This window comes from Proteus sp. NMG38-2 (genome assembly GCF_020640995.1).
Taxonomy (GTDB): domain Bacteria; phylum Pseudomonadota; class Gammaproteobacteria; order Enterobacterales; family Enterobacteriaceae; genus Proteus.
Map to the genome: position 1 here is coordinate 3,816,426 of NZ_CP085481.1, position 14,090 is coordinate 3,830,515.

The 14,090-nt window shown below is 40.7% G+C and carries 13 protein-coding genes; all 13 read right to left on the minus strand.

Annotated features, from left to right (window positions below):
- Positions 1-199 precede the first annotated feature (199 nt).
- Complete coding sequence (locus LG402_RS17995) at positions 200-1,189, minus strand: glycosyltransferase (RefSeq protein ID WP_109408328.1); 990 nt, start codon at positions 1,187-1,189, stop codon at positions 200-202.
- 390 nt (positions 1,190-1,579) lie between these two features.
- Positions 1,580-2,080 (minus strand): hydrogenase maturation peptidase HycI, encoded by a 501-nt coding sequence (hycI, locus tag LG402_RS18000; protein WP_166539982.1) that lies wholly within the window; start codon positions 2,078-2,080, stop codon positions 1,580-1,582.
- Positions 2,077-2,487, minus strand: a complete 411-nt coding sequence (locus LG402_RS18005) for a formate hydrogenlyase maturation HycH family protein (protein WP_072069031.1) — start codon at positions 2,485-2,487, stop codon at positions 2,077-2,079. The genes hycI and LG402_RS18005 overlap by 4 nt, the downstream gene beginning before the upstream one ends.
- Positions 2,480-3,262: an NADH-quinone oxidoreductase subunit B family protein gene (locus tag LG402_RS18010; protein ID WP_109408331.1), complete on the minus strand. Its 783-nt coding sequence runs from the start codon at positions 3,260-3,262 to the stop codon at positions 2,480-2,482. The genes LG402_RS18005 and LG402_RS18010 overlap by 8 nt, the downstream gene beginning before the upstream one ends.
- Positions 3,259-3,813, minus strand: a complete 555-nt coding sequence (hyfH, locus tag LG402_RS18015; protein WP_036934329.1) for a hydrogenase 4 subunit H — start codon at positions 3,811-3,813, stop codon at positions 3,259-3,261. The genes LG402_RS18010 and hyfH overlap by 4 nt, the downstream gene beginning before the upstream one ends.
- Before the next feature lie 11 nt (positions 3,814-3,824).
- Positions 3,825-5,558: an NADH-quinone oxidoreductase subunit C gene (locus tag LG402_RS18020; RefSeq protein WP_166539981.1), complete on the minus strand. Its 1,734-nt coding sequence runs from the start codon at positions 5,556-5,558 to the stop codon at positions 3,825-3,827.
- 1 nt (position 5,559) lies between these two features.
- Complete coding sequence (locus LG402_RS18025) at positions 5,560-7,128, minus strand: hydrogenase 4 subunit F (protein ID WP_109408333.1); 1,569 nt, start codon at positions 7,126-7,128, stop codon at positions 5,560-5,562.
- A gap of 4 nt (positions 7,129-7,132) precedes the next feature.
- Positions 7,133-7,783 (minus strand): hydrogenase 4 membrane subunit, encoded by a 651-nt coding sequence (gene hyfE, locus LG402_RS18030; protein ID WP_036934333.1) that lies wholly within the window; start codon positions 7,781-7,783, stop codon positions 7,133-7,135.
- Between the two features lie 12 nt (positions 7,784-7,795).
- Positions 7,796-9,247 carry a hydrogenase 4 subunit D gene (locus tag LG402_RS18035; protein ID WP_109408334.1) on the minus strand — a complete coding sequence of 484 codons (1,452 nt, stop codon included), beginning with the start codon at positions 9,245-9,247 and terminating at the stop codon, positions 7,796-7,798.
- 6 nt (positions 9,248-9,253) lie between these two features.
- Positions 9,254-10,204: a respiratory chain complex I subunit 1 family protein gene (locus LG402_RS18040; RefSeq protein WP_319800741.1), complete on the minus strand. Its 951-nt coding sequence runs from the start codon at positions 10,202-10,204 to the stop codon at positions 9,254-9,256.
- 12 nt (positions 10,205-10,216) lie between these two features.
- Positions 10,217-12,232 (minus strand): hydrogenase 4 subunit B, encoded by a 2,016-nt coding sequence (hyfB, locus tag LG402_RS18045; RefSeq protein ID WP_109408335.1) that lies wholly within the window; start codon positions 12,230-12,232, stop codon positions 10,217-10,219.
- A gap of 1 nt (position 12,233) precedes the next feature.
- Complete coding sequence (locus tag LG402_RS18050) at positions 12,234-12,854, minus strand: 4Fe-4S dicluster domain-containing protein (protein WP_072069038.1); 621 nt, start codon at positions 12,852-12,854, stop codon at positions 12,234-12,236.
- Positions 12,855-13,176: 322 nt separating this feature from the next.
- The gene (locus LG402_RS18055) at positions 13,177-14,073 is read right to left on the minus strand and encodes a pirin family protein (protein ID WP_166539979.1); all 897 of its coding nucleotides are present in this window, start codon (positions 14,071-14,073) and stop codon (positions 13,177-13,179) included.
- Positions 14,074-14,090 lie beyond the last annotated feature (17 nt).

Below are 14,090 nucleotides of genomic sequence, written 5' to 3' on the forward strand. Positions count from 1 at the left end.
TTTATTAAGCAGCATTACTCATTATGGCAAACTTCTAGCAAGTGCACAGTATTTTTATAATAAATAGGTTATATATTTATCATTGAATTTATCAGTGAGCGCAAAACTAAATAAAGTGACTTTTTAACGAAATTAAATTATTTCATTTTATTTAATATGCATTAAAAATAAAAAGGCACATTATTGTGCCTTTTTATGATTATGAGTTTAATATTTTCTTTAATTTAAAATAACGCCTACCTAAACGCCAACGTAATCTGAAATCTTTCGCATTCTGCCAGATAAGTGTCCAAATTCCTCTATCAAAAAACTCTTTAACTATTTGTTTTTTAACCTCAATAGATTGAATAGAACCGATTGAGTGAATAATTCCCAAACCTTCTTTTGCGATTTGCCAATAACATGCATTAATATTTTTAGCGACATCCTTATGCTTTTGATTAATAGCATCAAGCATCTCTAATATTTTCATGTAATTATGAATAGTTCGAACATGAATAGTATCATTAGGCGTTGCATGAGAAACTGATTCAGAGTGAATAAGATAGTCGTAATAACGCTCATCAATATATTTAACACGTTCGGCAGTTAATAATACCTCCGTTGTCCATGGAATATCTTGATGATGTAAGCCTGGCTCAAAATAATAACCATGAGCAAGTAAAAACTCACGTCGATAAATATTTAACCAAGTTACATGTAAGAATTTTTTAGAGTTTAATGCTATTTCTAACCACTGTGGCCCTGTTAAAACATCCGTTGAATGTAATCGGTTAGATGGAAAGATAGGACGTGAAGGGCGTCCATCGGCATAAACATAATTACCATTGCAAGTCGCAATATCTAAATCATCTGCAAGGGCGATTTCAAGTAACCGAGGATACATTCTGGCATCAATAACATCGTCAATATCCGGGAAAGCAACGTATTTTCCACGGGCAACATGAAAACCAGTATTACGAGCAACAGAAACGCCTTGGTTTTCTTGGGTTAAAATAGTGACATCAGGGAATTTATCTTTCCATTCATAAAGTAATTTTAAGGAATTATCTTTAGAACCATCATCAACAAGAATAAGCTCCCAATTCTGTAGTTTTTGCGCTTGTAAATAATTAAAAAATTGCGATAAAAATTTTTCACCATTATAAACGGCAACCACAATACTTAATTGAGGTACAAAAGAAGACATAATCAACCTTTCATTCTTTGTAATAGGTAACTTTTGCTCTGAAAATACCGCTTAAGGATAGCAGAGGTACCTAGCTGAATATGGAGCTATTCTTGCTATTCTCTTGTTATGCTTAAGTGAAAAAGTTACTTTTCTGCTAATTCGAAGTAAAAATCATTATTAATAAAGAATTAGTATAGTTAACTTTTGAAATATCCGATGAAGAAAAGGTTAAGCAGGATTGTTTTTTAAAAGAAATTACTAAAGGAAAAATTAAGGTTTATACAAAAAAAACATGTTATCAGTCGTTATGCTATTTATTAATGAGTAATATAAGTGTCATTAATGAAAAACATCCGCAAAGCGGATGTTTTAGTTTTTATCTATAATCTTTGGATACTTGTTCTATTTTTATTCTTCGATATCTTCTTCATCACAAACTTCAAGCTCTGGAAAGTAATCAACTCGCCAAGACTTGATACCTTGATAAACCTCATCAACGGCATTTTTTACTGCTTCAGTCATTGGGTAGTAAAAACCGACTAAATCAGGTTGGATCCCTAGAAAAGTGATATCAGGAATATCATCTTTTAATTGATCAATAAGAAAATTCAGTGGCATATTATGGGTGCTCATAATAAACATTTCCGCTATATAATCAGGATCTATCACCCTAATCTCACCCGGGTTTAAACCAATGTCAGCAGCATCAACAATGACAACACATTGCGGTTGTAGCGCTCTTACTTGGTAAGAAACATTCTCAGGTGCACTTCCCCCATTGATAACAATCCATCCATCAATTGGGTTTGCTTCCATTAATTCAGCAAGCAGAGGGCCTGCACCATCATCGCCCATCATGCTGTTGCCAACCGTTAATACCACTTTAGGTGCTGTCATTGCTTCACTCATGGTTTTCTCTTCACTATCAAATAAATCGCAGGTTCTGCGTGGATCTCACCTAGTAATTTAATCAGCGTTTGACTCCACTCACTAAAAATAGGATCGTCACTTTTTGTGATAGGATCAAATGCTAACGCTAATAAGTGAGTATGCTCAGAGTTAATATTGATTTCACCAAATGTCAGTAATCCGTGCATTTTGCGCTTCGCTTCACCTTCAGGTAATAAATCGATCCACTCTTTATATTTTTCTAAAGGGCAGACTAACTCTGTTTTTAAACAGTCAATCATTCCCACATGGTGGCCAATTGCGAGCGAGTAATACATCACCTGTTGTGCTTGTTCAGGAATATCATCATCACTATCTACAAACTTTTGTCTTAATGACCAAAAGTAGACTTTAGCGTCATCAGGCATATATGCCTCCTTGACTTAAAGAGTAAACCAAGCGTTTCACAATCTCTGATAAACGAGGATCGTTAGCTTGTCGTAACCATTCATCAACACGGCCACTCACTTCTTGAATTGTGGCACCTTCAAGTAACGTCAAGAAATGATCACTGATTTGTCTTCCTTGGTAATAACCTGCAAGACGACGCGCTTCACGCTCAATCATTACCCGAGCATCAAGAGGAATAGAAGGCAAAATAAGTGAGGCTTTTTCATTCTCAACTTCTATGTGTGATTCGCCTTTTAATTTTTGATCGAGCAAACCTAAAGCAACAGCAAAACCATAAATAGTTGCTGCTGGCGTCGGAGGACAACCTGGGATCCATACATCAATAGGCACGATAGATTCGCTACCACCCCATACGCAATATAGATCGTGGAAAATACCGCCACCACAGCCACAAGCACCATAAGAGATACAAATTTTTGGATCAGGCGCTGATTCATAAGCACGTAATGCAGGAACACGCATCTGACGCGTTACTGCGCCAGTGAATAATAAAATATCAGCGTGACGAGGTGAGGCTACCACTTTGATACCAAAACGTTCAGCATCAAAAACCGGTGTAATTGCGGAGAAAATTTCAATCTCACAACCATTACAACCACCACAGTCAACACGATAAACATAAGCTGAACGCTGAATATCTTTCAACAATGTTTGCTTTAGCTTTTGTACCTGTTCATCAAGAGTGATAGGTTGGCTAACATGATGATTAATGGGAATTTCTGGTAGACTCATTTTATTGTACTCCCGATCTCGCCCATACTAATATTTTCACGGCCATCAGATAATAAGTTATGTTTACGCTTACATTCAGGGCAGGTTTCAAATTGTGGCCGCATTGCTTCCACGGTATTTTCATCCCAACCCGATTGCACTAATAATGCCATCGCATATTCAACAGATTTTTTAGGGGTAAATGGCTGATGACACTCACGGCAATTCAATAACTTAAATGTTCCTTTAATATAAAGGTCTGATTTTTTCGTTACTGCCGTTTCAAACATATCCGATAAGACAATCGCTCTTGTTGGGCAAACCTCTTCACAGCGACCACAGTAAATACAACGACCAATAAACAGTTGCCAGTGACGCTCACCTGTTTCTAAATTGGTTTCCATCGTTAATGCATTGGCAGGGCAAGCCGCAGTACAAGCACCACAAACAATACACTGCTGTGGATCATATTCAGGCTTTCCTCTAAAACCATCCGGTAAATCCAGTGGTTTAAATGGATATTTTGTTGTTGCTTCGCCTGTTTTGATTATGGTTTTAAACAATTTTAACATCGTTCATTCCCTCACTTGAGCGGCGAATTTTTACGTTCGATGCTATAACGTTCAATTTCTTTATAAGAAACTGTTTTAGATTTACGTTTTTTCACATCGACGAGCGTTACCCTGTCAGTACAGGAATAGCAAGGGTCAAGGCTACCGATAATCAATGGCGCATCGGATACGGTATTTCCTTGCAACATATAACGTAATACAGGCCAGTTAGCATAAGTCGCTGCACGACAACGCCAGCGGAAGAGTTTTTGGTTATCACCCAACATACTCCAGTGAACATCTTCACCGCGTGGTGCTTCTGTAAAGCCCAGTGCAAATTTATAAGGTTGATAAGTAAAGCCTTCCGTTAATAAAGGCCCTTCTGGCAGGTTATCTAAGGCATATTCAATCATTGCCATTGAATCCAATACTTCTTTAATACGCACCATCACACGAGAGAATACATCGCCACCTTCATAACTAAAAAGAGTGAGAGGGAGATTGCCATAATCGGCAAATGGATGGTCAAAACGCACATCACGTTTAAAGCCACTCGCTCTGATCATAGGGCCTACAGGGCTAAAATCACGAGCCACTTTCTTATCTAAAATACCTACGCCGACAGTACGCTGTTCCATATTAGGGGTTGATAGAAGTATATCTACCAATTCAGTGACTTCACGACGCATTTCTCTAACTAGTTGAATAGTTTTAAGGCGCTGATCTTTTAAGATATCGCGACGAATACCACCAATTAAGTTTAAGCCATACGTTTTACGTGCGCCGGTGAGCATTTCTGCAATCTGCATTGATTTTTCACGAATGCGGAAAAATTGCATAAAGCCAGTATCAAAACCTGTAAAGTGACTCGCTAAACCAATATTTAATAAATGGCTATGAAGGCGTTCAACTTCTAATAAGATTGAACGAATGGTATGCGCACGACGAGGCACTTCAATACCTAATGCATTTTCAACAGAAGTCACATAGGCCACACTGTGAGTGAAACCACAGATACCACACACGCGATCTGATAAAAATGTCACTTCGTTATAACCCATTCGGGTTTCAGCCAGCTTTTCCATACCACGGTGAACATAGAACATGCGGTAATCTGCATCGACAATATTTTCACCGTCTACAAATAAACGGAAATGTCCAGGCTCATCTGAAGTAATGTGCATAGGGCCGATTGGTACAACACGCGCATCTTGCTTACCTTCATTCACAAAAGGGTAAGTCTCAACTTCTGTCGTTGGAGCCGGACGTTGACGATAATCCATCGCATCTTTACGCAATGGATACATCTCTTCAGGCCAGTCATCTGGAAGCACTAAACGACGCTCATCAGGTAAACCAACGGGAATAAGGCCATACATATCACGGATTTCACGTTCACCCCAGACAGCAGCTGGCACTCGCGGGGTTACAGACGGAAATTCTAGCGTAATTGGACTAACATGGGCTTTAACTACAACCCAACATTTTTCACCCTCTTCCATTGATAATGCGTAGTACACGGCATAATCCCCGTTTAAACTACGTTCGTCATTACCAAATAAAACCGGCAACCAACCGCCTAAGCCGTAATACAAGTATTCCACCACTTCAGGGAGTGATTCTGTTTTTACTGTTATCGTCAATTGATCAGCGGTTTGTCGCTCTTCATCAAGAACAGCTGATGGGAATTTTTCACGAACTTTGGCAACATAATCTCCACCTAGTTCTTTTCCCTCTTTTCTACTGACATAATTTTGGTAGCTCACGTTACATCTCCTGAACTGATGTGGATTGATTGCTGATTAAAGTTGTTGGCCATGCATAATTTGGTGATTCATTTTTATCAATATTCATCACGATATTAGCGGCATTTTCTAACAGCTCGCTGACAGGCTTAGGAATGTGAGTTCCCATTAACAACATAAGGGCAATCAAAATGACCATTGGTAATGTGGTTAAGATCCCCAGTTCACCTTTAGCAACAACATCAGGTTTTGGACCAAAGACAGTTTTCGCCACCATACGAACTAATCCACCTAATACTATGGTTAATAACAATAATAGTAGAATAGTTAAACCTATGTGCTGAGAAGCTAAACCTGCCACAACAATCATAAATTCACTGATAAAGACGTTGAAAGGAGGCATACCCCCTAACGCTAACGCACCACCAGCAAAAAGAGCCGCACTTAATGGCATCACTTTAAACATGCCTTTTACGACATTTAAATCACGTGTACCGTATTTCAATAGCACATTACCAGAGCCACAGAACAACAGTGCTTTCGCTAAACTATGGTTTAAGGTGTGGAATAAAGCCGCCAAAATACCGATTGGTCCGCCAATTCCTAACGCGACGGCAATTAATCCCATGTTTTCCACACTGGAATACGCTAAAAGACGTTTCATATCGCGCTGAATAAGAATAAAGAAAGCCGCGATAGCAACAGAGAGGAAACCAAAGATTAACAGTAAGTTACGTGTGAACTCAGTGCCAATAGCAGCATCGATAATGATGTAGTAACGAATAATGATTAATAGAGCACAGTTCAGTAACACTGCCGATAACAAAGCACTAACTGGGCTTGGTGCTTCACTGTGCGCATCTGGTAACCAAGCATGCATTGGGAATAACCCCGTTTTGGTACCAAAACCGATTAAAATAAAGACAAAAGCTAAATGCATCAGAGTTGGGTCTAACTGGTCTGTATATTTCAACACTTCAGTCCAGAAAATGGCCTGATCTGGATCAGGCATAAAGCTTGCAGCATTGGCATAAACCAAAATAGTACCAAAAAGACCAAACGCGACACCGACACTACAGATGATGATGTACTTCCACGCTGCTTCCAAAGAAGAACGTTGACCATAAATTCCCACTAAGAATGCAGAGCTTAGGGTTGTTGCTTCAATGGCTGCCCACATTAAGATCAGGTTATTACTGGTGATCGCTAATAACATGGTGAATAAAAACAGGTGGAAGAAGCCATAGTAATTACACAAAGTACGTACTGAGATTTCACCCTCATCCACTTCGTGGCTCATATAGCCAATAGAATAAAGCCCCGTTAAAAAGCCAATAATGCCTAAGATTGCTAGGAATAATGCGCCTAAGCTATCAACGTGAACCCAATTAGCCGCCGCCAATATTTCGCCATGAGACATGACATCTGCCACAGTTCCTAATGCGGCGACTAACAAGACGGTGATACCAATTGCATGAATGCCTGTCACAATAGGACGAGCACCCGCTTTTAATAACGGACTCAGAAACGCCAATATTGAAAATACCAACGGCGCAAACATTAAAATTGTTAACATGGTTGTTTGGTTCATCTCCTCACCCCTTCAGCGCGGTCAGTTGATCCACGTTCAGTGTGTTGAGCGTGCGGTAAATCTTACGAGCCAACACTGCCATCACAATCACAGCAAAGATGGCGTCAGTGGCGATACCGATTTCGACCAGTTCTGGTGCTCTCCAAGCTAATAATGCCAGTGTTAAGTGAGAGCCGTTTTCCATTAAGCAGTAACCAAAAGCTTGTTTTAGGATATTACGTTGAGTCACGATACAAAGTAGCCCCAACATAAAGTGCCCCAAAGAAACTGCGAGTGCAGGTTTCAAATCAACAACCATTGGTATTTGAATTGGTTCAACCACAAACCAGCTTAAAATGACGATAACAGCCGCCAGCAACATCAATAGTGCGGGGCTAATAACACTGATATTCGCACTAGGATCTGATAACTTACGGAATGCAAATCCTAAAATAAGTGGAACAAGCAGAACTTTAGTAAAGAAGGCGGTAATCGCCCAAAGTGTCAGTTGGTGTGCATCTAACGTATTAGCCAAGGTGACAAAAATCATCACCAAGACGAAAGATTGCAATGCATAGAACCAACAAGAAGCAATCGGCTTTTTCGCGCCAATTACCAATAGCGAAGTTATCATCATTAACCCCGCCAAATTGTTTACGATAAGTGCTCCAGTCATGATTTATCTCCCTTATCCTAGCCAAGTGACTGCGATAACACTGGATGCAAAGGACATAATAATCAGTATTCCAATGACAATTTGCATCGCCATAGGAACGGGTTGTCCTTCCTCAACTTCTTTACTTGGCTTGCCCGGTACAACACGACCAAACCAGTAGATAAACCAAGTGAAGCTAGCCACAGACTCAATCAGCACCAGCACCATAATTGGTGTCATCACCCAGAAAATACTCGACAGTTCAAAACCTGCAGCAAAAATTGGGAATTTACTAAAGAAGCCATTAAGTGGTGGAACACCTGCAATTGCCAATGCGGCGACACAGAACCCCACACCCAATAATGGATATTTATTAATTAACCCTTTTAAGCGAGGCAACATGCGAGTACCGCAGCTATAGCTCAATGCACCAGCAACTAAGAAGAACAAACTTTTAGCGAAGGCATGGTTAAAGATATAAGCAATACCCCCTTCAAACGCTTCGCGCGGTCCAAAGATAGAGATAGATAATGCGAGGAAGATATAAGAGAGCTGAGTAATGGTTGACCATGCTAACAGGCGTTTCATATCTTTTTGTGGCAGATACATCATAAAGCCATAAATCAACGTGATAACCGCCATAGTAATACCCACCCACCCAATAAGATGAGGGACATCTCCATCAGCTGACATAATCGCACGAGCAAAGATATAAACACCGACTTTCACCATTGATGCTGCGTGTAAGTAAGCACTCACAGGAGTTGGTGCTTCCATCGCATCAGGTAACCAAGCTTGTAGTGGTAGTTGAGCTGATTTACCCCAAGCAGCAAAGAGGATACCGCCAAACACAATCAGTTTGGTTGGTTCATCTAAGGTGGCAATGGCGGTTAATTCAAATGTACCCGTACTCACAAATAAAGTTGCTGCTGCGAGATAAAGACCGATTGAAGCAACGTGAGTGATCAACAACGCTTTCATTGCTGAACGGAGTGATTTTTCAGATTGGTAGTAACCGATTAATCCCCAAGAACATCCCCCTGTGATTTCAAAAAATAGGAGTTGCCCCAAAATAGTCGATGAAAGGACTAAACCAGCCATTGCTCCAATAAAAATCAGCAAGAAGGCATAATAGCGACGAGTACCATCATGTGGATGCTCACGGTTGCCGTTAGTCAGATAGCCAGTAGAGTAAAAACTCACTAACAATCCTAAGAACACAACAGCGAAAGCAATCAAAGTACTGACACGGTCAATGGTAAAACCAAAGAGCGCGACATCACCATATTGTACTAGCGTAATTGTGGTATCGACTTTACCTTCAGCGAGGAACTGCCAACCTAAAACAACCGTTCCTAATGTGGCTAATAAAGCGAACAGTGTACATAACCACTTCGCCATCCGATTTGGCATTAAGGACGTAATCAACGCCCCCGCAAATGGGATGAGTAAGGTCGCAAGAGCTATATTTTCCATTGTAATCATCGCTCCTTATAGACCGGTTAAATAGAAAACAAGAGCCAGTGCCGCAACACCGAATCCTAACCATGTCACATGGTGAGTCAGCAGGAAGCGACCACGCGCTAAACTGTTTTCAACCAATGACGCTAATACAAACACCACTAACAATTTCACTGCCATTAAAACTAACGCTATGATCAGTGCAATAAAGGTGAATTCTGTTGCTTTACCGAAAGGAATAAATATGGCTAAGAACAGTTCAGCCACCACGACTTGTTTTAAGCCAAGACCTAGTTTCACCATGGCAAAACTAGAGCCTGAATACTCAGTTAATGGTCCTTCTTGTAACTCCTGTTCAGCTTCAGCAACGTCAAATGGCATTTTGCCCATTTCGATAAATGCCGCAAAAGCACAAGCTAATAAGGCTAACAGTGTGGCTGTGGGTGATACCCAACCTTGAGCCAGTGTTGCACTGATGGTGCCAACGTTGGTTGAACCTACAATTAAAGCCACCACAATCAGCGATAACACTAAAATTGGCTCAACTAACACACCCAATGTTAATTCACGGCTAGCACCAATACCCGCAAATGGGCTTCCTGAATCCAGACCAGATAAAGAGAAGAAGAAACGATAAAGTGCAAACAAATAAATCAGTGCGATAAGATCAGCCGCACCTGCAAACAGTGACGTTGCAGTAAAGACGGGCAGTGCCATAGCAACCACTAACATACTTCCGAGTAACACATACGGCATCACTTGGAAGATCACACCAGATTGCTCGGGCGCTACTGATTGGCGTTTAAATAACTTAAAGATATCTCGATAATCTTGCAAAATTCCGGGGCCTCGACGCGAATGCATCTTGGCACGAATTGTGCGCGAAATACCTGTACATAATGGGGTTATCGCCAGCAAAAAGAGTGCTTGAATTAATGCGAATATTCCCATCATTAACGTAGGTGCTTCTTGGAAAGTCATAAGTCCCTCTCCTTACGCTGCGATGACTAAAAGCAAGATGACCAGCGCTGCGACAACGTAGAGACAATAGAGTCTGAAATCCCCGCCTTGTAGGCATTGGATACGTTTTGCAAAGCGTTGGATACCACGAACCAGAGGATAAATAATGCGTTCATCCCAGAATGGTTCGACCTTTTCAGCACCGAGCTGTGTTTTATTAAAACCACGAGACAGCAATGGAGATGGATCAAGTTGTTTACGCATACGATAAAGCGGTGCAAACATGCTACGTAATGCTTGAGTAAAGCCACCTGCTGATACTGCCATGTCTTTTTCCCATACATAACCACACGCCCAAGGGTTACCTTTACGACGAAACGCAGGTTGATTGCCCTTTAGGCCGAGATAAATCAGGAATGGGATAAGCGGTAAGGCAATTAATAAAACAAATGTTAATGCTGGAGAGAACATTGCTTGTGATGCGGTATCAGGAACAAGCATTGTGCCTTGAGTCACGGTTAATGCACTGGTTTCGCTAAGTGACATTGCAATGTTTGCAATAATTGGCGCAACAAAAGCAGCCCCAACACCTAATACAACACAGAATAGTGCTAATAAACCCATTGCAATCGTCATTGGTAAAGGCACTTCTTTCGCTTTTGTTGCTTGCTCGCTACGCGGGCCACCACAGAAGCTAACACCATAGACTTTAACGAAACACATGGCCGCTAATGCCCCTGTAATTGCCAACATAATAATGGCAATTGGACCACTTAAGCGCATTACAAAGTTACCTTCGTAACTCATCGAGAAAAGGGATTGATAGGTATACCATTCACTCACAAAACCATTTAATGGTGGTAACGCTGAAATCGCCATACAACCAATTAGGAAGGCTGTTGCGGTATAAGGCATTAGTTTTGCTAAGCCCCCCATTTTATCCATATCACGAGTGTGAATTTGGTTAATAATGGCACCTGCACCAAGGAATAATAATCCTTTGAACACCGCATGGTTTAATAAGTGATATAAAGCGCCTAACAAGCCAAGTGCTGCTATAACAGGATGATCGGTTGCCATTCCTACCATGCCAACACCTACACCCATTAAAATGATGCCGATATTTTCAACGGTGTGCCATGCGAGTAAGCGTTTTAAATCATGCTCTGCTAAGGCGTACATAACACCTAATACAGAAGAAACAGCACCAAACCCAAGAACAACAATGCCCCACCACATTTCTGTGGCACCTAATAAATCGATACCGACTTTGATTATCCCAAAGATACCAATTTTCACCATGACACCTGACATTAATGCCGATGCGTGTGAAGGTGCTGCGGGGTGGGCTTTTGGTAACCAACTGTGTAATGGCAACATACCGGCTTTGGCACCAAAACCAAAGAAACCCAGTAAGAACACCACAGAGGCCATTGCAGGAGAAAGAGAGAGTTGACGGAATGAATCAAAATCAAGGCTACCACTTTCACGCCACATCAAGAAGAAGGCAATCATGATTAACACGGAGCCTGCGTGAGCGATAAAGAAATAAAGTAAACCTGCGTGAATAGATTCGTCATCTTGGTCAGCAATAACTAAGAACCAAGAAGCTAGTGACATCATTTCGAATAGGATAATAAAGTAGAACGCATTATCCATCACTACTAAGCCAACCATAGAAGCAATAAATAGATTCATAAAGAATCCCATGCTCCAAGCGCCACGTCCTTTATATTCTTGCACATAAGCAAGAGAATAAAGCGCGCACACACTGACCAATAATGAAATGACGAACACCATAAAGGCGCCTAACATATCCATGCGTACCACGAAGGCAGCAAATTCAAATGGGCCTGCCGCGGTAAATGTGGCGATTTCACCACCAAAAATAACTGGTAATGCACTTAAAACACCTAATACACCGCCGATGATTGCGCTGATCCCTGAAATAAGGATTGCCAACCCTTCCTGTCTCTTTAAAAACAGTGCAATAACGCCACCAACAACATACAGGATGACTGACCACAGCAGTAACTGAAGAGGTTCCATATTACTTCCGCTCCTGTGTCAAAGTAGATAAATCGTCAAGACTCGTAATAGGTTCCATCACAGAATCTAAGCGACGCGTTTTCATCTGCTCTTCAAGTTTGTCTTCTTCAACTAAATGCAATGCATCTGTCGGACACACCTTGACACAAGCAGGGCCTTCATCAGAGAAAGCACACAAATCACATTTCACTGCAATTGCACGAATACCCACATTCCACGCAAGAAATGGGTTGGTTGTTGGAAGACTTGCTGGCACATCGGCCAACATCTCTTCTGGAACAAAATGTTCAAAGACAGCTGGTAAGTTAACGGGTTTGCTACCTGATGGTGTAATTGCCCCAAAGGGACAAACCAGACCACATAACTTACAGCCAATACACAGGCTCTCATTAAGAAAGATCATATTATCTTCATGAGTAATGGCATTGACTGGACACACGCGAGCACAAGGAGCATCCTCACAGTGCCGACAAAGCATCGGGGCTGTCTGATCCTCCACTTTTACCACTGTAAGACGCGGATGCGCCTGTAATCCCACAGCTTGGTGAACTTCCGAACAAGCTGCCATACAGGTATTACACCCTATGCATCGTTGTGGCTCTGCAATTACAAAGCGATTCATTCGCCACATCCTCCGAGAAAAACGTTTAACAGCATTACTGTCGTCAATTTTTCTTTAGATGAAGCATATTTCGTGCCAAGAGATGACTTATTTTATTTTCATTTAAAATCAATAAATTAAAAAAACAGAAAGGAAACAAAAAATGACGTGTCGACAATTATGACGTTGACAGTAAGTGGTGAGTTCTAAACAACAATTTTGTCATCACTATGATGAGGTATCAAAAATAGCAGAGTACAAAGAAAAAAATAGCTGAATTATCTTTAGATAACTCAGCTAAGTTAAAATACGTAATATTAATATTTTCTTTTATAACATAAGATTAAGGCATTAAAGGCGATACCAGTGGTGTTCTTTCATCATTAACCACTTTACCAAAACGCTCACTGCCTGCATTCCAATCGGTGATTGCTTGTTGAATTTCTTCTTTGCTACGACCAATAAAATTCCACCACATCAAAATTTTTTCATTTAAAGGTTCGCCACCTAAGAAAAGAATTTGAGCATTATCACTTAGTTCAATCGTTAGTGATTCAGTGTTTTGTATTCCAATATAAGCAAGTTCATTCGCAGCAAAGGTTTCCCCTTCTATTGTCATTTCTCCAGTTAAGACAAAAAGCCCATATTCATATTTAGGATTTAATGATAAAGGAATCCGAGTAGCATGTTTTGCCATAATATCTATGCCAACCATGGGTAATAAACATAATACGGGGGAATTGTAGTTTTGATAATCACCGATTAGTAACGTGAAATCAGCACCATCGGCTTGCCATTTAGGGAGATCAGGATAGTGATCAAAGCGCGGTGGCATATTTCTTTTATCTTTTGGTAGCACTATCCATAATTGTGCCAGATGAACTTCTTTTTTATCACCGTGACTATCTTCTGAATGGCTAATACCGTGACCTGCTGTCATTAAATTCACTTGTTGAGGTCGAATAACTTGCTGAAAACCGAGGCTATCGCGATGCAAAATCTCCCCTTCTAACATCCAAGTAAAAGTTTGCAAGCCAATATGGGGATGTGGAGAAATAGCTAATTTATCGACGGTGTCATTAAAAACAGTGGGGCCTAAATGGTCGAGAAAACACCAAGGCCCAACTAATCGTTGTTTTTTATCAGGTAAAGCACGATAAGTTTCAATCCCTCCAACATCACGGGTTTTAGAGGTAATACGTAATGGGGCATTTACTGCATCAGAGTGTTGATGTTCCATTGTTCACCTACTTTTAA